This window comes from Ruminococcus sp. RTP21358st1_G6_RTP21358_211008 (genome assembly GCF_040908885.1).
GTDB lineage: Bacteria > Bacillota > Clostridia > Lachnospirales > Lachnospiraceae > Blautia_A > Blautia_A faecis.
Genome location: NZ_JBDGDM010000042.1, coordinates 19,400 through 40,099 on the forward strand (window position 1 = coordinate 19,400; position 20,700 = coordinate 40,099).

General features: G+C 36.0%; 21 protein-coding genes. 13 read left to right on the top strand and 8 right to left on the bottom strand.

Going from position 1 to position 20,700, the window contains the following annotated elements; genetic code table 11:
- Positions 1 to 31: 31 nt before the first annotated feature.
- From AB5Z12_RS15350 to AB5Z12_RS15395, 10 genes are all read left to right on the top strand, one after another.
- Entirely contained in the window at positions 32 to 3,886 is a 3,855-nt protein-coding gene (locus AB5Z12_RS15350; RefSeq protein ID WP_173727772.1) for a DUF3849 domain-containing protein, read from the top strand.
- Positions 3,883 to 4,134: a transposon-transfer assisting family protein gene (locus AB5Z12_RS15355; protein WP_117739739.1), complete on the top strand. Its 252-nt coding sequence runs from the start codon at positions 3,883 to 3,885 to the stop codon at positions 4,132 to 4,134. The genes AB5Z12_RS15350 and AB5Z12_RS15355 overlap by 4 nt, the downstream gene beginning before the upstream one ends.
- Positions 4,135 to 4,411: 277 nt before the next feature.
- Entirely contained in the window at positions 4,412 to 4,924 is a 513-nt protein-coding gene (locus AB5Z12_RS15360) for an RNA polymerase sigma factor (RefSeq protein WP_021650349.1), read from the top strand.
- The gene (locus AB5Z12_RS15365; RefSeq protein WP_278635672.1) at positions 4,921 to 5,685 is read left to right on the top strand and encodes a hypothetical protein; all 765 of its coding nucleotides are present in this window, start codon (positions 4,921 to 4,923) and stop codon (positions 5,683 to 5,685) included. The genes AB5Z12_RS15360 and AB5Z12_RS15365 overlap by 4 nt, the downstream gene beginning before the upstream one ends.
- Before the next feature lie 69 nt (positions 5,686 to 5,754).
- Positions 5,755 to 6,642 (top strand): ABC transporter ATP-binding protein, encoded by an 888-nt coding sequence (locus tag AB5Z12_RS15370; protein WP_005426530.1) that lies wholly within the window; start codon positions 5,755 to 5,757, stop codon positions 6,640 to 6,642.
- Positions 6,629 to 7,858: an ABC transporter permease subunit gene (locus tag AB5Z12_RS15375; protein WP_044926005.1), complete on the top strand. Its 1,230-nt coding sequence runs from the start codon at positions 6,629 to 6,631 to the stop codon at positions 7,856 to 7,858. Before AB5Z12_RS15370 ends, AB5Z12_RS15375 begins: the two co-directional genes overlap by 14 nt.
- Positions 7,859 to 7,959: 101 nt before the next feature.
- Complete coding sequence (locus AB5Z12_RS15380; RefSeq protein ID WP_191868085.1) at positions 7,960 to 8,322, top strand: response regulator transcription factor; 363 nt, start codon at positions 7,960 to 7,962, stop codon at positions 8,320 to 8,322.
- Between the two features lie 414 nt (positions 8,323 to 8,736).
- The gene (locus AB5Z12_RS15385) at positions 8,737 to 10,839 is read left to right on the top strand and encodes a penicillin-binding transpeptidase domain-containing protein (RefSeq protein WP_368357228.1); all 2,103 of its coding nucleotides are present in this window, start codon (positions 8,737 to 8,739) and stop codon (positions 10,837 to 10,839) included.
- A gap of 40 nt (positions 10,840 to 10,879) precedes the next feature.
- Positions 10,880 to 12,037 carry a DUF6070 family protein gene (locus AB5Z12_RS15390; protein WP_368368699.1) on the top strand — a complete coding sequence of 386 codons (1,158 nt, stop codon included), beginning with the start codon at positions 10,880 to 10,882 and terminating at the stop codon, positions 12,035 to 12,037.
- Positions 12,024 to 13,271: a DUF6070 family protein gene (locus AB5Z12_RS15395; RefSeq protein WP_055059611.1), complete on the top strand. Its 1,248-nt coding sequence runs from the start codon at positions 12,024 to 12,026 to the stop codon at positions 13,269 to 13,271. The genes AB5Z12_RS15390 and AB5Z12_RS15395 overlap by 14 nt, the downstream gene beginning before the upstream one ends.
- 27 nt (positions 13,272 to 13,298) lie before the next feature.
- Here the strand turns inward: AB5Z12_RS15395 and AB5Z12_RS15400 are convergent, their stop codons facing one another.
- Entirely contained in the window at positions 13,299 to 15,095 is a 1,797-nt protein-coding gene (locus tag AB5Z12_RS15400) for a BlaR1 family beta-lactam sensor/signal transducer (RefSeq protein ID WP_015541271.1), read from the bottom strand.
- Between the two features lie 10 nt (positions 15,096 to 15,105).
- Positions 15,106 to 15,480, bottom strand: coding sequence for a BlaI/MecI/CopY family transcriptional regulator (locus tag AB5Z12_RS15405; RefSeq protein ID WP_026077000.1), 375 nt, complete (start codon positions 15,478 to 15,480; stop codon positions 15,106 to 15,108).
- Between the two features lie 118 nt (positions 15,481 to 15,598).
- Here AB5Z12_RS15405 and AB5Z12_RS15410 point away from each other — a divergent pair, with 118 nt between their 5' ends.
- Complete coding sequence (locus AB5Z12_RS15410) at positions 15,599 to 16,012, top strand: response regulator transcription factor (protein ID WP_019162151.1); 414 nt, start codon at positions 15,599 to 15,601, stop codon at positions 16,010 to 16,012.
- Between the two features lie 23 nt (positions 16,013 to 16,035).
- Here AB5Z12_RS15410 and AB5Z12_RS15415 read toward each other — a convergent pair whose 3' ends face one another.
- Positions 16,036 to 17,415, bottom strand: a complete 1,380-nt coding sequence (locus AB5Z12_RS15415; RefSeq protein WP_015541272.1) for a relaxase/mobilization nuclease domain-containing protein — start codon at positions 17,413 to 17,415, stop codon at positions 16,036 to 16,038.
- A complete protein-coding gene (mobC, locus tag AB5Z12_RS15420) occupies positions 17,364 to 17,705 on the bottom strand; it encodes a plasmid mobilization relaxosome protein MobC (RefSeq protein ID WP_005426517.1) in 342 nt (113 codons plus the stop codon). The genes AB5Z12_RS15415 and mobC overlap by 52 nt, the downstream gene beginning before the upstream one ends.
- 400 nt (positions 17,706 to 18,105) lie before the next feature.
- Between mobC and AB5Z12_RS15425 the strand changes: the two genes are divergently transcribed.
- Complete coding sequence (locus tag AB5Z12_RS15425) at positions 18,106 to 18,465, top strand: MmcQ/YjbR family DNA-binding protein (RefSeq protein WP_019162150.1); 360 nt, start codon at positions 18,106 to 18,108, stop codon at positions 18,463 to 18,465.
- Positions 18,466 to 18,512: 47 nt separating this feature from the next.
- On the opposite strand, the gene AB5Z12_RS15430 is transcribed toward AB5Z12_RS15425, so the two are convergent.
- From AB5Z12_RS15430 to AB5Z12_RS15440, 3 genes are all read right to left on the bottom strand, one after another.
- Positions 18,513 to 18,851 carry a type II toxin-antitoxin system RelE/ParE family toxin gene (locus tag AB5Z12_RS15430; RefSeq protein WP_015541273.1) on the bottom strand — a complete coding sequence of 113 codons (339 nt, stop codon included), beginning with the start codon at positions 18,849 to 18,851 and terminating at the stop codon, positions 18,513 to 18,515.
- Positions 18,838 to 19,011 carry a hypothetical protein gene (locus AB5Z12_RS15435; protein ID WP_005426514.1) on the bottom strand — a complete coding sequence of 58 codons (174 nt, stop codon included), beginning with the start codon at positions 19,009 to 19,011 and terminating at the stop codon, positions 18,838 to 18,840. Before AB5Z12_RS15435 ends, AB5Z12_RS15430 begins: the two co-directional genes overlap by 14 nt.
- Positions 19,012 to 19,105: 94 nt before the next feature.
- Positions 19,106 to 19,369 carry a helix-turn-helix domain-containing protein gene (locus AB5Z12_RS15440; RefSeq protein WP_015541275.1) on the bottom strand — a complete coding sequence of 88 codons (264 nt, stop codon included), beginning with the start codon at positions 19,367 to 19,369 and terminating at the stop codon, positions 19,106 to 19,108.
- Positions 19,370 to 19,540: 171 nt separating this feature from the next.
- Between AB5Z12_RS15440 and AB5Z12_RS15445 the strand changes: the two genes are divergently transcribed.
- A complete protein-coding gene (locus AB5Z12_RS15445; RefSeq protein WP_022214380.1) occupies positions 19,541 to 19,876 on the top strand; it encodes a hypothetical protein in 336 nt (111 codons plus the stop codon).
- Between the two features lie 63 nt (positions 19,877 to 19,939).
- On the opposite strand, the gene AB5Z12_RS15450 is transcribed toward AB5Z12_RS15445, so the two are convergent.
- Positions 19,940 to 20,299, bottom strand: coding sequence for a helix-turn-helix domain-containing protein (locus AB5Z12_RS15450; RefSeq protein ID WP_015524620.1), 360 nt, complete (start codon positions 20,297 to 20,299; stop codon positions 19,940 to 19,942).
- Positions 20,300 to 20,700 lie beyond the last annotated feature (401 nt).

The following is a 20,700-nucleotide window of genomic DNA, read 5'->3' on the forward strand; positions in this document are numbered from 1 at the left end:
CTGGCGGGGACATAAAATGGAGGGTTTGTTTATGGCAAATAATATAGAAAAACAGTTAAAAGAAATATCGGAACGGCTGGAACAGGGAGTAAAGGAAATCTTTACTTCGGAGAGATATACCGAATATCTGAATACCATGTCAAAGTTCCACAATTACAGCTTTAATAACACGTTGCTGATCACCATGCAGAAACCGGAAGCAACACTGGTGGCAGGCTATCAGGCATGGCAGAAGAAATTTAACCGTCATGTAAAACGTGGAGAGAAAGGAATCCAGATCATCGCACCAGCACCGATACGGGAGAAACAGGAGATTGAAAAGATCGACCCGGTAACAAAAGAGCCTGTGATCGGGGATGATGGACAGCCGGAAACAGAGATCGTGGAGATGGTGATACCGAGATTCCGTGTAACGACAGTGTTTGATGTCAGCCAGACAGAGGGGGAACCGATCGCAGAACTGGAGGTACCGGAGCTTACCGGAAGTGTACAGTTTTATGATACGTTTATGCAGGCATTGCAGAATATTTCTCCTGTACCGATCCGCATGATGAATGTGGAAGGGGATGCAAAAGGCTATTATCACCAGACAGAAAAATATATTGCGATAAAGGAAGATATGAGTAATGTACAGACGATGAAAACCGGAGTCCATGAAGTGAGCCACGCATTGCTGCATGACCGGGAAGTAATGGATGTGGAAGGCGTCTTAAAAGACCAAACAACAAAGGAAGTGGAAGCAGAAAGTATCGCTTATATTGTCTGCAACCATTTTGGTCTGGATACTTCAGAATATTCGTTTACCTATATCGCCAGCTGGTGCGAGAGCAGGGATATGAAGGCGTTGAAAGCATCAATGGATACCATCCGAAAAACATCTGCAGAGATCATTGGGAACATTGAGGAGCAGATGCATGAGCTGGAAAGAGAAAATATCATGCAATATGAAGAAAAAGAAGCATCTGCCACCAGACAGGAAAAACTGGAACAGGACAGTGCGGAAAAGATTGATGAAACTTTGCTTTTTCATGGAGAAAGCGGTCGTTTTGCAATCTATCAGATGGATACGGGCGGAGAGCATACTTATCAGTTTATGGGTTTTGAATCAGCTAAAAAATTAGGCTATACCATTGAGGGGAAAGACTACAGGATGGTGTATGCGGCTCCGTGGACACCAACGATCACATTAGAGGATATTTTTGAGAGATTTAATATCAACCGCCCGAACGATTTTCATGGACATTCCTTATCGGTAAGCGACGTCATAGTTATAAACCGGACGGCGGAGACAAAGGCTTATTATGTGGATTCTTTCGGCTTTGAGGAACTTCCGGACTTTGTACAGCAGAGAATGGAGATGCTGGAAAATAATCATACCAGAGCCTATCCGCCAGTTTATAAAGGAACACTTGCTCAGGCAATGGAAGAACGGGATGTAGATGCTTATCTGGATTCCAGAAAGTTAAATATTGATTGTAAGAAAGCAATCGAGGAAGCAATCGCATTAAATTTTGACGGGCTGCATTTAAAGGAAGATGTCGCAAAACAAGTGCTGGAACAGTTTGGAGAAGAACGTATGACGTTTGTTATGGCAAATACACTTCGGGAACTTTCTTATGACGGCAGATTTTCCAAACAGAACAAAGACTGGGCAGAACATATCGAAATCCCGGAAAATATCAATCAGGGGAAGAATCTGAATCAGGATTATGTGATAGAAAGCCACCCAGCGGTGTTAGATGGATTTATTGATATGGCAAGGGCAGAGATCCGTATGCAGAAGATTGAACAGGCATTAGATGAAGCGGAAGTCACCATTACAGCAGATACCAGAGGATTTGAAGCAGATGGACATGCAGGAACCTGGCATACAGTAGATGAAAGAGAGTATGCAGGGGAGAAGTTCTTCTTCATGGAACATGATGAGTATGGTTCAGATGTGGCAGGGATTATCGTATCGGAACATGGTCAGCTTGTCGCAGAAGATCTCTGGAATGGGTATGATGCAGGAGCATTGGAAGCTATTTCAGAATATCTGCAGGAGAAAGGGATTTCTGTGGAAGGACTTATGCCGGAACTGGAACCGGATGAACTGGCATATAAGATTGACGATAGGTATTTTGCAATCCAGAGAACAGAGGAAGGCTATGATTATACCTTTTATGCTTTGGATTACGATGAGATCGACGGCGGTGCCTATGACAATCCTGATATTTCTATGCAGCAGGCAATGGAAGATATTCTGGAAGATGAAGAAATGTCCCTGGAAAATGCAGTTCCCGTTGACTATGAGGATTTGATGGCAGAAGTGGAAGAAGCAGGCGAACGGCAGATGCAGCTGGCACAGTTATTAAAGAATTGTCCACCAAGTATTTTTGAGGATTATGACAGGAAAAGAGCAGTGGATACCTGTGAGGGAATTGTAATGCAGTTTACCAAGAGCAAAGGGTATCTGACCGTACAGGCAACGGAAGAAGGCTATTTTTATATTTTTTATGATTCTGACCTGCACGAAATCCATTCCAATGATTATGACGATCCCAAAGTATCTGTTCAGAAAGCTACTTATGAAATCTTAAAAAGTGAAAGAATGGATGATATGGAATGTGTCAAAGTGGACTATAAAGAATTTGAGGCAATGACCATCCAACATTCAAAGGATTTACTACAGTCAGGTGAGCTTCGTGCGACTTCTGAGATTGGAAGAGATGAAGCAGCATTAAATGGTCTTAGCAGGGCAGAAGTGGAACGGGGTGTCTTGTATCACGCACAGGGTATTCTGGAAGATATGGGATTAGAAAATGAAGTAGAGCTGCTTGCAGCAAGGGTGCATGGTTCCAGAAGCAGAGAGGAACTTTACAGAGATGATTCTGACCTTGATGTGGTGCTTTCTTATCGTGGCAATATCCGGGAGGACAGTTTCTTCAATGAATTAAATGCTCATGGTATAGCAATGGCAGGTATTAAGGTGGACATCAATCCTATCGCAGAAGAAAGAATCACTCTGGCAGAATATATGAAAGAGTCAGAAGCCTATCTTGATCAGAAGGAAATCGAAAAGCTGGCGGTGGATTTAGATAATTTCAGCTATGAATATGACACTTACGAATATAAAGATATCGTTGAGAACAGGGAAGAACAGGTGAAGAAAATCACAGAGGACATTCTGAATAAGAAAACAGGGTGTTTAAAGGACTGGTTGGTTGAAGTATCGGAAGAATCTGATATAGACAGTGATGTGATAACTGCCCGGTCACTGCTCTCCCGTTTAGAAAATGCAGAAACCTTTTCTATCTTTACCAGACAATCAGAACAGGAACAGCCAGAAGCTACGATCAGTTTCTATGTAGCAGAGTGCATGGAGTTCCCGGTCATGGGTGAGTACCATAATAATCTTACTCTGGAAGAAGCAATCAAAATCTATGAAAGTATTCCGGCAGAACGCCTGCATGGAATCAAAGGGATTGGTTTTGATCTGCAGGACGGGGATGAGGATTATTCCGGGGAATACGGACTCATGAGTGGAGACAGGATAGACAGGGATCTGATTGATATGATTCCACATTATAAGGAAAGCCCATTGGTACAGAAAGCAATCAATGACATGGAAAAGTATCTGAATGAGAAACATGGAAAAGTGCAGGAGGCAGAACAGACCGTGGAAGTGAAACAGAAAGTTTCAGAAACACCATTCAAGAAAGAATCCGTATCAGTAGAATCGAACCGGGAACAAAACAAAGAGCCTGCAAAGGGTGGAAAAGGGGAACTGAAAAAATCCGTGCTGCAGTCGTTAAAAGAGTTCCAGGCAAGAGCAAAAGCACAGGAGCAGAAAGAAATGGCAACTGAAAAATCCAAAGCACATAAGAAGGGAAATGTAGAATTATGATGAATCTGGCAATGAACTTTGATACAGATGAATGCTTAGTGACCGCAATGTTTGATAAAGGCAACCGAAATGATACGATGGAAGCTATCGACAATATCATTCCATTTCTGAAAGGGGATGCGGATATGATCGGGCTGGTCTGCAATACCATAAGAAAGCTGTTCTGCATGAGTGATGAAGGCTATGAGATTTTTCTTATGGATCTGGAAGATTATAAAGTGGATTTGGAAGATAATTATAAAAAATAGAGAATATTTTGTGTGAATTAGTGTTAGATAGAATTTATTTAAATTGGAGAAAGTAGCCAATCCGATTGAGAAACTGGCACATATTATTAATATGATAAATTTTATTATTGGCTTTTAAATTTCACAATGCATCATAGTAAAATAAAGCGAGTATGTAAAAGAGCAGTGTAATTAATGATATAATAAAAAGCAAGAAAAATATTTTTGACTATCTTTTTGTACAATTTATTCGTTATATATAATAGAAAGTGCTTTCAGTAGAAAAAGGAGGAAAGAAGTGGATGCAGATTTTCTTTTGATTCACAAAATGAAAAATGGTGATGAAGAAGCTATAGAGGTATTCGTAAAAAAATACTATTCAACTATACGGAATTATTGTCGATTACATACATACACAGACTGTGATGCAGAAGATATTACTCAAGCAACATTTGAACACTTTTTTCGATCATTTAGATCGTATCATCATTTGGGAAAGACTGCTAATTATTTGTATGTGATTGCTCGAAATTTATGTCGGGATAGTTATAAGAAAAAAAGAGATATTGTGATGGAAGCGTTACCAGATAAGGGGGAAAATCCAATTGCTGTAATTGAGAATAAAATAGATATAGAAGAATCAATAAAAAAACTTCCAGAAGATTTGCAGGAAGTAGTTATTCTACATTATTTTCAGGATTTGAAATTAAAAGAAGTAGCAGACATTATTGGCATAGGACTTCCTCTTGTAAAATATAGGATAGGAAAAGCAAAAGAATTGTTGAGTGTTTATCTGGGGGATAAGAAATGATGATGACAGTTGATGAAAAATTGCATGCGTATGCAAAAAATCAGAAGGATAGAAATATAGATGAGAAAAAATTACAACAGACCATTATAAAATCGAAAGAAGCATATTGGGATAGAGAAATCGAAAGAAATATGTCATGGTTAGAATTTTTATATCAGCAGGCTTCGTATATACAGAAGCACTGGTGGTTTGCTCAAGGGGCAGTATTACTAATCCTTTGGATGACAATGTTCTTATCAGACAGTAGTATTTATACAAGGCGCTGCATGGGGATTTTGGCACCGAGTTTTGTAATATTGATACTTCCGGAACTCTGGAAAAATAGAAGCAATGGGGCTATGGAAGTAGAAGGTGCAACATTTTTTTCCATAAAGAATATATATGCCGCACGAATGCTACTCTTCGGCATGGTAGATGTTTGCCTATTGAGTGTGTTTTTGATAACCAGCACTTTTGTGTTACAGATTGCATTTATGGATATCTTAATACAATTTATTTTGCCAATGAATGTGACATGCTGCATATGTTTTCGATTACTTTGCAGTAAAGGAGATGATTATGTATCTTCCACATTATTTTCCTGTCTGATTTGGATTGCTGTTTGGACGCTTGTAGTTCTCAAAGATAGTATTTATGAGCATATATCTACATCAATATGGTGTGGAATGATGATATTATCTGTTTTATATTTGTGTTACAGTATTTGGCGAGTATGGAAATGCAGTGAAAGATATTACGAGAGTAATGGGGCAAGTGTATAAGACTATTATGGTGTCAATTACGAGAAATCACACAACGGTCGTAATCAGAGAAATGTGAGGAATTTGATTATGGAATTAGAATTGAAAAAATTAACAAAAGAATTTCAGGGATTTAAAGCAGTTGATGATATCACGCTGACGATGAGTAATGGAGTTTATGGGCTTCTTGGTGTCAACGGTGCTGGAAAAACAACGCTGATGAGAATGCTCTGCACACTTATTAAACCTACTTCGGGAAGCATATTATGTGATGGAAAAGATATTTTTGCATTGGATGGCGAATATAGGAGAATTCTTGGTTATTTACCTCAAGAATTTGGATTTTATCCGGAATTTTCGGTTCATGATTATTTAATGTATATTGCGTCAATTAAAGGAATGCGAATAAGTATTGCACGAAAGCGTGTAACAGAACTTCTGCGGCAGGTTGGGTTGGCTAAAATGCAGAATAGAAAAATGAAAAAATTGTCTGGAGGAATGAAACGCCGTGCAGGGATTGCCCAAGCTATGCTAAATAACCCAAAGATTTTGATCCTCGATGAGCCTACTGCAGGTCTGGATCCGAATGAAAGGATACGTTTTCGAAATCTGATCAGTGAATTGTCACAGGATCGTCTCGTGCTATTATCAACACATATTGTGTCGGATATTGAATACATTGCCAACCAGGTGTTATTGATGAAAGATGGAAAGATTAGCCATTCAGGAACACAAGAAGAGATTATTCAGTCAGTACCAGTAAAAGTATGGAGTTGTGTAGTTGCAAATAATGAAGTTGAAATGTGGCAAAAACAGTTTAAAGTCTCAAATATGAAAACACTTTCGGATGGAATAGAATTACGCATTTTGTCTGAAAAATCTCCACACTATAATGCGAAAGAGGAAACGATGACTTTGGAGGACATATTCTTATATTATTTCGGAGAGAAAACAGGTGATGATTATGACGTATTATGAAATAAAAAAAGTTTTTTCAAAAAAAGGAAGTAAGGTTGCGCTGATATTTATTTTTATTGTAATTTCAGTAGTCTTGTCTTTTATCATCGGGGATAATAAATATGTGAATCGTAATGGTGATGCGGAAAGTGGAATATCGGCTATGTTAAAGGTTCGTGAGTTGAAAAAAGAATGGTCAGGAGAACTGACAGAGGATGTGCTTAGAAAAATTATTGAAGAAAATGTCAGGATTTCACAGACACCGGAAGCTAAGTCGAATGATTTTAGACAGAATGATATAGCATATAGTCAAAGACAGGGTTTCATGGATATAAGGGATTTACTAAATTGTGATTATGGAGAGTTTAACGATTATAATTATTATCTGGCAGATTCTCTTTCTCCTGATGAAGCAGTAGATTTTTATTCTAATCGTATCAAAAATTTGAAAAATTGGTTAGAAACTGATGGAAAGGATCAGTTTTCTGAAAAGGAAAAAAGTTATTTAATAAGAGCGTATGAAAAAATGAAAACCCCTTTATATTATGATTATCAAGCGGGATGGAAAAACTTATTTCAATATTCACCCTCAATAATTATGATTTTGACATTGGTATTAGGTTTCCTTTGTGCAGGTATTTTTTCAGGTGAATTTCAGCTGAAAGCGAATGCAGTTTTTTATTCTTCTTATTATGGCAGAAATAAGGCTGTATGGGCAAAAGTGAAAGCAGGAGCAATCATAATAACGGCTATTTACTGGGCGGTTATGTTGTTATACACTATGCTTGTTTTGGGAATTCTTGGTGTAGACGGAGCAAATTGTCCCATACAGTCTAGTATGAGTGGGTGGAAGAGTATTTATAATATCACGAATGCTCAGGAATATATTTTGATAGTTCTTGGTGGATATCTGGGATGTTTATTTATGCAATCTCTAACTATGTTGGTTTCTGCGAAGACAAACTCATCAGTAATAGCGGTAATCGTGCCTTTTATTTTGATTTTTCTTCCATCATTTTTATCAGGAACAAGTCTACCATTATTAAATAAAATTTTGGGACTTCTTCCAGATCAAATGCTTCAAATGAATCAGGTAGTTAAATTTTTTAACTTGTATGAAATCGGAGGAAAAGTGTTTTGCGCAGTTCCTATTTTAATAATATCGTACTCCATTCTGCTATTATTGATTGTTCCAGTTATTTATTTTATATATCGCAGAAAAGAAGTTTATAATTAGATGAAGAAACATCTGTTAGAGGGAGTGAAAACATAGGAAAAATATTATTATTATCGTTTAAAGATAGTGAAGAAGAAATAATAGAGTCTGTTCTTGCTGCTTTGAAAACCGGACGAAATATATATTGTGATGAAAAAAATATAAATCCATTGAAAATACATTATGGAGATATTGTTATTTTATTAGCCACAAGAGAATTATTCCGAAAGCAGAAAAAAATAGATTTGTCTTTTACAGAGTTTGAAATTTTGCATTTATTAATGCGAAGTCCTGGAAGAGTGTTTAGTAAAGAACAAATATATGATATAATCTGGAATGAACCCTATTCGGGTGATTACAATGTTGTTATGCGACATATCTGCAACATTAGAGAAAAGATAGAAGATGATCCTGGACATCCGGTATATATACAAACGGTGCGCGGTGTAGGATATCGGTTTAACGGAAATTTAGGCAGCGAGTGAAATCGCTGCCTATTATTATGGTTTTACAAAGAAGGAAGTTTGTTATGAGAAGATCTTTGTATTTTAGGAGCATCCTGTTTGAGATATTTGGACAGGTTTTGATGTATCAATTCCAACTCTTTTGTTTCTTGCTTAAAGGAAACGTATTGAGTATTTATTGACTTCTTGTTGGAAATAAGATTTGAAAGTTGCTCCTGTAACTTATTAGTATTAAGATGCTTGGGAAACATCCGGAGAAACCATTACCTCAGGGTGTCGTAAAGTTCTTTATCAAAGAAGGCTTTGAGATGCCCTTTCTTTTTTTATCCAAATCTTTCCTCTTGTTTACATATATAAACCTAAGAAAAAGCTTGACGTTTAAATATTACAAGTGTAATATTTAAGAAAATATGAAAAAAGGAGAAATAAAACTATATGAGAAAAAAGAAAAGAAAAAAACACACGAAGATTATTACAAAAATAGTTTTATTTAGCGGTATATTGATTGGTGGTGGAATCGGTATTGTAACAATAATGAATTGTAATGTTCCTGAAAAAAGACTAATGGAATATATGAAATATATTGAAAAAGGGGAATATGAGCAAATGTATGCCATGCTGGATCAGAAAAAAAGCAGCATGAACAGTAAGGAAGAATTTATAGAACGAAATTCTAAAATATATGAAGGCATTGAGATGTCTGATCTGTCCATAACCGATATTACAGTAAAAAGACAAGAAAACGGAAATGCGGCAGTTTCCTATACAACAAATATGCAGACTGCTGCAGGAAATGTAGAATTTACCAACGATGCGGTATTTTCACATGATTGGACAGGATATCATTTAATCTGGCAGGATCAGTTGATTTTTCCAGAGTTATCTGCAACGGATAAAGTTCAGGTAACGTCAGAAGAGGCAAAGAGAGGAGATATTTTAGACAGAAATGGTCGTCAGTTGGCTGGAGAGGGAACTGCATCTTCGGTAGGAATTGTTCCGGGCAGGATGGAGAACAGAGAAGATACAATAAAAAAACTGGCAGAGTATCTTGGAATTGGAGCAGACGAAATTGAGGATAAGTTAAAAGCCGGTTGGGTAAAAGCAGATTCTTTTGTACCAGTAGCAACAATTCCTAAAATACAAGAGGTCGATCTTTTGACAGTGAATCCGGATAAAACTGTTCTGGAAGAAAAAGAAAAGCAGGACACATTATTGAAGATTCCAGGTATTATGTTATCTGATGTAAAAGTACGAACTTATTATCTAAAAGAAGCTGCCTCTCATCTGGTAGGGTATGTACAGGCGGTTACAGCCGAAGATTTGCAGGAACATAAAGGGGAAGGGTATCGTACAAACAGTGTGATTGGAAAGACTGGACTGGAAACGCTTTATGAAAAAGAACTAAAAGGAACAGATGGGTGTGAAATCTGTATTGTAGATGCAAATGGAAATAAAAAAAGTGTTATTGCATATGAGCCTAGAAAAGATGGAGAAGATATCCATATTACGATTGATGGTGATCTTCAAAGTACTCTTTATGAACAATTTAAAGAAGACAGAGGATGTTCTGTAGCTTTGAATCCTTATACAGGGGAAGTATTGGCGTTGGTAAGTACGCCATCTTATGATAATAATGATTTTGTACGTGGAATGGACAACAGCCAGTGGAGTGCATTAAATGAAAATGAAGACAGGCCTTTATACAACCGCTTTCGCCAGACATGGTGTCCTGGCTCAACTTTTAAACCTGTAATTGCTGCAATTGGATTAAAAGTGGGGGCATTTACTGCAAATGACGATTTTGGAAATGAGGGTCTGGCGTGGCAGAAAGATTCCTCGTGGGGAGATTATACAGTGACTACACTTCATGATTATGAACCTGTGATCTTGAAAAATGCGCTTATTTATTCAGATAATATTTATTTTGCAAAAGCAGCATTAAAAATTGGTGCGGATCAACTGATGCAGTCTCTAAATCAAATAGGATTTAATCAGGAACTTCCATTTGATATTAAAATGTCAGAGTCCCAATATTCTAATATGGACAAGATAGAAACAGAAATCCAGCTTGCTGACAGTGGGTATGGACAGGGACAGATTCTGGTAAATCCTTTGCATCTTGCAAGCATTTATACGGCTTTTCTAAATGATGGAAATATGATAAAGCCATATCTTCACGCGGATGATGGAAGCACTTCCAGTGAAATCTGGATAAAAGATGCTTTTTCACCACAAATTGTTTCGGAGGTTATGGAGGGGTTAGAGGGTGTAGTGAATAACCCGGAAGGAACTGGTTATGGAGCATGCCGGGAAGACATTAGATTAGCAGGAAAAACCGGAACAGCGGAACTGAAAGCTACAAAAGAAGATACATCTGGAACAGAAATTGGCTGGTTTACAGTTTTTACTACAGATAGAGATACAAAGAATCCTATTTTGCTCATCAGTATGGTAGAGAATGTGAAAGATATTGGAGGAAGCGGTTATGTGGTGGAAAAGGATAAGGCGATACTGGATGAATATCTTGGTAATGAATAATTTTTACCTTTAAATATTACAAATGTAAGAGGAAAATGATATGAAAAAAATTTGGAAAATATTTGTGGGAGTTATTTTTCTTGCTGTCTGTAGTGGATGTGGCATAAAGAAAGAGCAGAAAAAGACAATTGAAGATACGAAAGAAAAAATTTACAGAGAGTGTGAAATGCTAGCAGAAGGCTATCGGAACATATATGAGAATGCTGTGAAAGAAAATGCACTATATGAGCTGAGTACAATACAAAAAAGTATGGATTATTTTGGAAAATATGGATATGCAGTAATTGATTCCTACAATCAGCTGGATATGGTTCAAAGTATTAAAGTAGATGATTTTTTGAAAAAAGCAGAAAAAGAGAAGAATGGAAAAACTACTATATTTCAAGTTATAGCAGGGGATCATTTTATCCGGTATGATCTGAAAACCAAACAGGGGAAAATAGACGTTGAAGTAAGCTCTTTTAAATGGAAAGAGGACACTTGGCAGGAAACATATTATCATGAGTTTAGAGCTAATTCATGGAAATATACAGAAAACGGGCATTTCTTTATAGAAGAATATCATCCGGCAGGATATGATGGACCGTCTGGATATCGGGACTTTCGGGTAGCACCGTTAAATAAAAAATGTCGGGAGTTGAATCGAAAATATATACTTCCTTTTGGATATACACTTAATAAATTGTTTACTTCTAATTGGAGTGAAAAAAATTATGATGGAATAAATTTTTATGATGTTTTTGATCGTTTACTTTCAATAGAAGAAAAAACTGATGAATTTAAGGAAGGAAAGACTTATGAAATCCCAAAAGAATCATTTGAAACGATATTTCAAAAATATTTTAATATAAGCGCAGAGATACTGCAGACAGGAACGGTATTTCACACAGAAATACAGACATATCGGTATCGAACCAGAGGAATCGTATATGATTTTGCTCCCACACCATATATTCCATATCCGGAAGTTGTTTCCTACATAGAAAATCAAGATGGAACAATAACACTGGAAGTAAATGCGGTATGGCCACAAAAAGAATTAGATCAGGCGTTTTGTCATAGCGTAACCATTCGGCTGTTAGATAAAGATAGATTTCAATATGTATCCAATTATGTATCAAGGTCAGAAATAGAGGTTACCTGGTATACAGAAAGATTATCAGACGAAAAGTGGGAGGAATGTTATGGAGATAATTGATATGATTACAAAAAGAAAACTGAAAAAGATGATGAGCGTTTTATTTATTTCGGGATGCTTTTTCATAGGAAATACAAAATGTAAAGGGGCTGATTTAGAATATATTTCACAGGAAACTGCGAATTATGCTGTACAAGAAAGAGGATATGATTTGCCAGTAGATGAAGTCGTGAAAGAAGAAGCTATTGAAGATTGTAAGAATGTTATGAATCAGATGAAAGTCATTTATCAAAAGGCGGATAAAGGGACTTCATCGAATATAGTAGTTTCTGAGACAGTAATGGAAGAAATGCAGGAAGTATTAAAGGAAAAAAATGTCCCCGTTATTACATCAGCACCGTATTCAAATATGGCTAATTATTCTAAAATGGAAGAATTTCTTTTCAGGGCAGAACAGGATCTGACAGGAGATATCGTCTTATATAGGATTAACAGGGATGGTGGGATAGAAAGACTCAAATTCAATTATGATGGGACAGATATGTATTTGCTGGCTGTGAAAGCTGTTTGGGGTATGAACGACAATCCATCTATTGTATATGTTTCGTATACAAGGATAGAAGAATGGAAATATACAGAAAAAGGCTGGTTTGGTTATACGCTATGCGTTCCAAAGTATCCGGAAGTATCAGAAGCGGTTGATGGCAGTTCTATGATAAGAATTAAACCTTTAAGTGATGAATGCAGGGAAGTTTCAAAGAGGTGTGTGTATTTGCTTGGATATCAGGGGAATAATCTTTTATGTTCTGATTGGGATAGATCTGATATGGAAGGGTTAGATTATAATGGTTTATATGAATATTTATATCGAATGAAATACGGGGAGAGATATGAGTTTTCAGGTAACTCAAGTGGAATTCCGGCAGAAGAGTTTGAAAATCTGATAATGGAGTTTTTGCCGATAACAGCAGATCAAATTAAAAAATGGGCAGTATTTGATTCGGAACATCAAACTTATGACTGGGAACGATTAGGCTGTTTAAATTATAGCCCTACTTATTTTGGAACATCTTTACCGGAGGTCGTTGAAATAAGAGATAGCGGAGAGGGAAACAGTGTGTTGGTTGTTGATGCTGTATGTGATACATTTATATGTAATGATGCCGTTATTACAAGTGAGCTGACTGTTAAGTTCAACGATGATAAGAGTTTTAAATATATGGGGAATAAAATTCTGAATAATGGTACGAAAGAAGTTCCCAAATATCAATATAGAATAAAAAGAAAGAACTGATAACAACTATCAGCCCTTTCATATTTGTTAATTCCATATATGTAATTTTTTTAAGATATCAGAAGTGATTTCAAATGCTTTTTTGCCAGTTGCATTAGAATCACTTTGGATATTGGTTGCAAAATAATAGCTGTTATCGGAAGTTTCTACATATCCGATAAACCAGCCGTTGATATCCTGTCCGTTGACACGACCGGTTCCAGTTTTTCCGTAGAAATTACCATTAGGTGTACTGGCAATTTTTATAGCATTTTTAACAGAAAATACATTTTGGAAATTTAGATGGAATTCATTTGTGTTAAATTTTTTTAATAATGTTACTTGCTCTAAAGGCGAGATTTTTAATGAAAAATCGGACCAGTATAAATCCAGATTTGAACTGGTTGTTTGGTTTCCATATTCTATTTTATTCAAAAATTCCTGGACTCTGTTAATTCCGAGCTGCGAATCAATTGCCTGGAAATACCAGTTAACGGAATTTTGCATAGCAGAGTTTAAATCCTGATCAGCTTCCCAGGATGGAAAAGGAAAGGCATCACCATTCCATGTCATGGAAGAGTGTTCTGGTGTGATGATTCCGGATTCCAACCCTAATAATGCATCGTATATTTTGTAGGTAGACTCTGGCGGAATACGTTTGGTGGCTTCTTCAAGATCGTATATTTTCCAGGAATCCAAATTATTGTCATACAAAACAAATGATCCATCATATGTTCCAAATGTTTCGGATATATCTAACAGGGAGATATTTTTGTCTGTATCACTAAAATGATATACGTTTTGAGTAGAGGCATCAATGGATAAAATGGGTGTACATCCAATAAAAACAGCACTAATGACCAGATAAATTATCAATGCTCTCATTTTTTGATAAAGAGTTTCTTTCCTAAAAACGGCGATGTTGAGAATACGTCGTTTCATCTGCCTGAAATTTCCGGACATTCCAACTGCCAGTGGAGAGGAAAAAGAGGATATTTTTTCTGCAAAATTAATCAGTGTAGTTCCATAAGCTTGGTATTCATCAGCAGAAATCATCTGCAATACAGCAGAATCACAGGCTATTTCACGGTCACAGAGAATTTCTTTTAAAGTGTACCAAACAAAAGGGTTAAACCAGTAGAGTATATTACTTATGACCATGAGGAAGCCAATAAATGTATCTTTGTGACGGTAATGCTGTAATTCGTGTAGCAGCATAAAACGCATATCATCAGGATTCAGTTCGGAAATTAAATGGATGGGAATGTAAATTCTGGGATGTATTATTCCGATTAAAACTGGTGATTTTAAAAATGCAGTACTGTAGACTGATACTGGGTGAGAGATTTTAAGTTCCTTTAAACAATTGTAATAAATAGTTTTTACCTGCTGATTTTGAAGCGGGAGAGCAGATCTTTTTATGGAACGTACATAGTTTAATGAATGAAGGGTGAGGACTGACATAATCATAACACCCGTTATCCATATTAGAAAGAGTATGGTATTCAAGCCTCCAGAAAATTGACTACTGATGGAAACTGAAAAATCATTCACCTGGTTTAACAAAATATTTTGTGTATTACTGGTAAGTTCGGATAGCGTGTCGGTACCAGAGTTAAGTCCTGAGTCAGTTTGAAAAAAATGTAACCATGAAAAAAGTTGTGAGCCATGAATCTGTACAGGAAAAAATGGCACGGCAAGTAATAAAAATAAAAGAAAACAGAGATGGTACTGTGTAGTCGCAGATAAATATTTTTTCAGAAGTTTTTTTGTTCCGATTATTACAAGTGTAAAAATACATATGAAGATATTACTGATTAAAAAGTGGATGATCCAGTTGCTCATTCAAAACCTCCTATTTCTGATGTTTTGATAATAAATGGCGTAAGTTATCAATTTCTGTTGAAGAGAGCTTATCGTCTTCAAGGTAAGAAGCCAGCATAGAAGAAAGATTTCCATTATAATATCGCTTTAAAAAAGAATTGCTTTCCTGGCGTATATATTCATCTTCTTGGACTAATGGAGTATAGACAAATACCCGGCTTTGTTTTTCGCAGGAAAGAGCTTTTTTGGAAACAAGTCTCTTGATAAGAGTTTGAATTGTTTTTGGACTCCAGCTGGTAGTTAGAGTAAGTTTTTCTGTAATTTCATTTGTATTGATGGGAGCATATTTCCATACAATTTTCATAACTTCAAATTCGGCTTCTGAAATCTGGGGTAGTGACATAATAAAATCCTCCTGCTAAATCCTACATATGTAATAAATATATTATATTACTTGTAGAAGAAAAAAGTCAAATGGCAGATGATATATAGAATATAAAATTAATAATGTAGAGGCAATAAAGGTGAAAAAGATAGAAATTATTGAGAGAATCACAGATGCTAATGGAAGCATAAGTGAAAACATATTGACTAGCTGGGAACATAAAAACCAATTCATACCGGAAATTATAAGGTTTGGAGAATTAAAAATATATCTACAGGAACGAATTGTTAAAAAGAATGATAGTGATGTTCATCTTTCAAAATATGAATATGATATTTTACTTTTTTTAGCGAAAAGTCCAGGTAGAATATTTGGAAAAGAAATGGTTTATGATCTGGTATGGAATGAACCTTATTCCGGTGATTATAATGTGGTTATGCGACATATCTGCAATATCAGAGAAAAAATAGAAGATGATCCTGGACAACCATTATATATACAAACAGTACGAGGTGTAGGATATCGGTTTAATGGGAATTTAGGCAGCGAGTGAAATCGCTGCCTATTATTATGGTTTTACAAAGAAGGGAGTTGGTTATGAGAAGATCTTTGTATTTCAGGAGCATCCTGTTTGAGATATTTGGACAGGTTTTGATGTATCAATTCCAACTCTTTTATTTCTTGCTTAAAAGAAACGTATTGAGTATTTAGAGATTCTTTTCTGGAAATAAGATCTGCAATTTGCTCTTGCAACTTATTGGAATTAAGATGTTTCAGGTTTATACCATTTTCCTGTAAAATATGTTCAGCACCCGCGAAAAGAATAATTTGAGATTCATATTTACGGAAATAACGATCTGGATCTTTGGAGCTTTTATAATGGTCGTCGTAAATTTTATTTTTCTGATATTGTTCGGCATATTTTAGCATTTCTCGAAGATGGCGTATCTGAGACTCGAGAGAAACAACAGAGGTATTTACCTCTTTTTGCTGCATATGTAACAAGGCTATGCGGTCTTCAAGTTCTGAAAAATTATGTAGATTATGTGTGAACATCTTGTTATATTCAGCAGAGACAATTTTTAAATTTTCCTTATTTGCCCATTTCTGAAGTCCAATGTTTCCTGCTATATTGGGAGCATTGGTATCTATTAATTTGTTATGAACAGAAGGAAAAATAGCTTTCTGACGTTTATTTTCAATGCGTTCTTTGATACGTTCTTTAGTAAAATTTTTTCCTAAAGATTTAGCACTTCCACGCACTGGACGGGACATATCGGGAGAACGAAAGGTAATGTATTTTCTGCTGCTTTCGCCAAATTCTGCGTTTTTTATTTCATATCCTTTAGCTTCCATAAATGCAAGAAATTCTGAGTAAGTGGAAACAATTCGGATTGTCTGGTTGATATCTTTTCGCAGCTGCGCTTTTTTACTGGATTCAGATTTATTTGCAGCCCATTCATTGTATTTCATTCCTTTTTTACCATCTGGCATAATTGTGGACAGGTTATGTTCCTGGCATAAAGTGTCGCTGAGATTTCGTATTTTCCAGTAATTCTTTTTACAGTCATGGTAATGAGAAAAAGTGATGTTATCTGCAGAACAGAAAATTAAATGGTTATGTACATGACCTTTATCAGTGTGTGTTGTCAGAACATAGGAGTATTTTCCCTCCAGTAAGCGATCCGCAAGTTCTTTGCCAATTTGATGGGCTTCTTCATAGGAAACTTCACCAGGGGAAAATGCCTGAATCAGATGAAATGCCTTATTTGTATTGTGCGGATCTCTGCAGTCATGTGTATGATCCAAAGTGTATTTAAAGTCAAGAACGGCTGTTTCGGGAGAGCAGGCAAAGGAAGAAATATATAGATTCTGGTCAGTTTTATCTGGATTGCAGATGTATTCTATTGCTTTATTAACGGTTGTTTTGATACCATGGATTTTTGTAACTGCCATATTTTTTCCATTAACTCCTTTATATCGTCCAGGTCCTTTGGGTAAACTGTATTGGTACTGTTTATACGATGGGTGATCTGATTCAAATTGCTGCTGATATTGCCCAGCAGGGTATTCATTTTTCGGATATGAGAGTAGTCTACTTCATATACAAATCCATATAAGATCATTTTCCGTAGAAAGGCAGATTTGCTTTTCATCCTGGAAAGACGATATTTTTCTTCTAAAATGTATTGTTCGTCATCATTCAAATAAAATTGTACGGGATGAATTCTGGTACGTTTGCTCATTGAAATCCTCCAATTCGTTTTTTTCTATAAAAAAGAGTACAAAAAAACTGTCTAACCAGTTCGGTTATGACAGTTATATTACTTGACTGTATGATGTTTTGGATAGATGTGTCTACAGTTTATTTTAACAGGAGTAGGCGGAAGCGTCAAATTAAGAAATTATAAAATATGAGAGGGCCAGGGATACTCCCTGATACATTTTGGTAGAATGAACCGGAAAGGGAATTTGACAAAATGAGCCAGGTGTCATGACACTGGCAGTGCTTGCTTCTTTTGGGGTGTAGCCTGCAAAGCAGGCTATGCAAAAGCTATAAAACATAAATAGAACTGTGAGAAGTGGTTGAGAATACAATCCTGATAGCGTATAATCAGAGAAAGAAATCGTAAGTGAGGGATAAATTTGAAACGTGAAGAAATTTTTCAATATGTAAAAGAGCAATATGGAACTGAACCGGAATATTTATGGAAAAAAGATCCTGATTCTGCGGTGCTTCGACATAAAAATGGAAAATGGTATGCTATAATTATGGTAGTGGAAAAGAAAATACTGGGATTAGAAGAAGATGGAAACATTGACATCCTGGATGTAAAATGTGATCCTGATCTGGTTGGGATGATTATTCAAACGTATGGATTTTTACCGGGGTATCATATGAATAAGCAACACTGGATTACGATTCTTTTGGATGATTCTGTCAGTGAAGCTAAGACGCTGGATTTTCTGGATATGAGTTATGATTTAATTGACAGTGGGAAGTAATAAAAAAGGAAGCCTTTCAGAAAAATCTCTGATCGGCTCCCAGGTATTCATTCTGGATATGTATAAGTTGATCTTTGCAACAGGATATTTTCCCAATCTCGTTCATGGCGCAGCACTCGGAGAATATGAATCTCTTTTGTTTCTTCCATTATAATATAAAAAATAATAGATGGCGGAAAAGATCTTTTATGTATGGAATATCCTCTGTACAGAATTTGAGTTCGGGGAAAGGCAGTACTGAACTGACTTAAATTCTGCATTTGTTCTTTCAAATCAGATTGAAAACGGTCAGCATGTTGCTGGCCGAATTCTTCTTCAATATAATCTGCAATGTCTGTGACATCGTAAATTGCTTCCCAGGTTAAAATAATTCTATATTCTTGCATTTCTTCGTGCATCCCTTAATTCTGTGATTTTGCGAAAAGCATCTTCCAGTGGCAATTCACGACCAGCTTCCATATCATCAATTCCCCGGTCTAACATGCGGAGAAGATGATTGTTTTCCTGGTTTTTATCGGTTGTAGGGACTTTTTTTGTTAATTCCATGAAATCACTCCAATCATACGGTTTATAAATAGTGTATGTTGTTCAGAAGTATCTATCCATAGTTTAGCATATAATTGGAGGCAATACAATTAAATTATTTTGCAGGAGCGTCCGTCAGACCGAGAAGATATTCGCAGGAAACATTAAATACTTCGGCCAGTGCGACAACTTCGTAGTCGGGAACGAAACGTGTGCCTTGTTCAATTCGCAGGATTGCCAGATCATTAAAATCATATCCTGCAAGTTGTAATTTGGCAGCGAGTGTTTTCTGAGTAAGATTATGAGCCTTTCGTAATTCTTTTACCCGTTGTCCTATTCTGTTTTTACTGTTCGTTTTTTTATCCCAATAAATAATCATTCTGATCCTCAAAAGTTTCTAAAGATGAAGTATTATTATTGATTTTAAGGAAAAATATTGTTACTATACTTCTAAAGATGAAGTTTTTGGAAAGTTTATTTGATTTTTGAAATAAGAAAATGATAATGCTGCCTGTAATGAGAAATAATTCTAATGAGAGGTGGAAAGAAGATGAATGAATTTTATGAAGCAGTATCGAATTTATTTGAGGAATTGCGCTGTGACTTCGGAGAAAGAGAATATACAGTACAGCCGGAAGAATGGAAAGAAGCAGAGAAGAATTTGAAACAAATACAAAAGAAGCTGCCACTACATCTGGAAAAAATCCCAGAGCGTGAGCAGAATTTCTGGAATAAATATCTGGATCAGTTAGAACATTTCCATTATGAAGAGGAGCAGCGGGCTTATTACCAGGGAATGATGGATGTAGTTGAGTTTCTTATTAATATAGGGGCAATAAAGAAATCCACGAATGTTAAGAGAATGATAGAAAAATATGCACGTTAAGAGTGGCGGTATGGGAAACCATACCGCTTCTTCAGAATAATTCAGATAGAATTCAAATGAATTTCAGGGATCTTGTTTATCGTGGTCTGTAGGAATTTTGTATGTGCGCAGGTATGCTTCTACGATGGCAAGGATAGCGGTAATTTGCTCATCGTTGCATTTTGACAGGTACATGAGCAGGCGTTGATAATCAAGATTATCTGTATGATTGTTTGGATAAAACAATGGTTCAGGAGGAACATTTAAAGCGCGTACCAGTTTTCTGATTTTATGAAAACTGGGAACTCGGCCCCCATTTTCAATTTCCTTTAAATATCGGCTGGACATTTCTGCTTTTTCAGCTAATTCTTCATAAGTCAATTTTTGCTCGTGTCGGGCGTTCTTAAAAAACAATCCCAGTTCTTTATCTGTTTGTTTTGGCATATGATACACCTCCATGTTTAGTGTATAGTTCCCTTTCTTGAAAGAAAATGAACTAATATTTCACTAAAAAAGAGGGTGATATTTCACTTTTTAAAAGACATATAAAATTCTGAATTTCCGTAAAACAGATCCGGAGGTATAGGAAAGATTAAGAATTTTATTGTCTGGTATCATATCCGTCATTACGTGACGGATGAAATAGATAAATAGTTCAAAAAAGCAAATAAATTTCTTTACCTCAAAAAGTGAATTATATGCCACAAAAAATGATGGCAAAATATTATCTTTTGATATAAATAGCGTCCGATGGGCTAAAAACTACCCATTAGGACGTTTTTTATATACCTCAAAATACAGGAAAAACAATTTTCTCGTATTTATTAAGAAATTTTTTAAAAATT

Bases quoted from the DNA above. Each gene is read 5' to 3' on its own strand.
- AB5Z12_RS15350 (WP_173727772.1), top strand. From the start codon at position 32: ATGGCAAATAATATAGAAAAACAGTTAAAAGAAATATCGGAACGGCTG.
- AB5Z12_RS15355 (WP_117739739.1), top strand. From the start codon at position 3,883: ATGATGAATCTGGCAATGAACTTTGATACAGATGAATGCTTAGTGACC.
- AB5Z12_RS15365 (WP_278635672.1), top strand. From the start codon at position 4,921: ATGATGATGACAGTTGATGAAAAATTGCATGCGTATGCAAAAAATCAG.
- AB5Z12_RS15370 (WP_005426530.1), top strand. From the start codon at position 5,755: ATGGAATTAGAATTGAAAAAATTAACAAAAGAATTTCAGGGATTTAAA.
- AB5Z12_RS15375 (WP_044926005.1), top strand. From the start codon at position 6,629: ATGACGTATTATGAAATAAAAAAAGTTTTTTCAAAAAAAGGAAGTAAG.
- AB5Z12_RS15385 (WP_368357228.1), top strand. From the start codon at position 8,737: ATGAGAAAAAAGAAAAGAAAAAAACACACGAAGATTATTACAAAAATA.
- AB5Z12_RS15390 (WP_368368699.1), top strand. From the start codon at position 10,880: ATGAAAAAAATTTGGAAAATATTTGTGGGAGTTATTTTTCTTGCTGTC.
- AB5Z12_RS15395 (WP_055059611.1), top strand. From the start codon at position 12,024: ATGGAGATAATTGATATGATTACAAAAAGAAAACTGAAAAAGATGATG.
- AB5Z12_RS15400 (WP_015541271.1), bottom strand. From the start codon at position 15,095: ATGAGCAACTGGATCATCCACTTTTTAATCAGTAATATCTTCATATGT.
- AB5Z12_RS15415 (WP_015541272.1), bottom strand. From the start codon at position 17,415: ATGGCAGTTACAAAAATCCATGGTATCAAAACAACCGTTAATAAAGCA.
- mobC (WP_005426517.1), bottom strand. From the start codon at position 17,705: ATGAGCAAACGTACCAGAATTCATCCCGTACAATTTTATTTGAATGAT.
- AB5Z12_RS15430 (WP_015541273.1), bottom strand. From the start codon at position 18,851: ATGCAAGAATATAGAATTATTTTAACCTGGGAAGCAATTTACGATGTC.
- AB5Z12_RS15435 (WP_005426514.1), bottom strand. From the start codon at position 19,011: ATGGAATTAACAAAAAAAGTCCCTACAACCGATAAAAACCAGGAAAAC.
- AB5Z12_RS15440 (WP_015541275.1), bottom strand. From the start codon at position 19,369: ATGATTATTTATTGGGATAAAAAAACGAACAGTAAAAACAGAATAGGA.
- AB5Z12_RS15445 (WP_022214380.1), top strand. From the start codon at position 19,541: ATGAATGAATTTTATGAAGCAGTATCGAATTTATTTGAGGAATTGCGC.
- AB5Z12_RS15450 (WP_015524620.1), bottom strand. From the start codon at position 20,299: ATGCCAAAACAAACAGATAAAGAACTGGGATTGTTTTTTAAGAACGCC.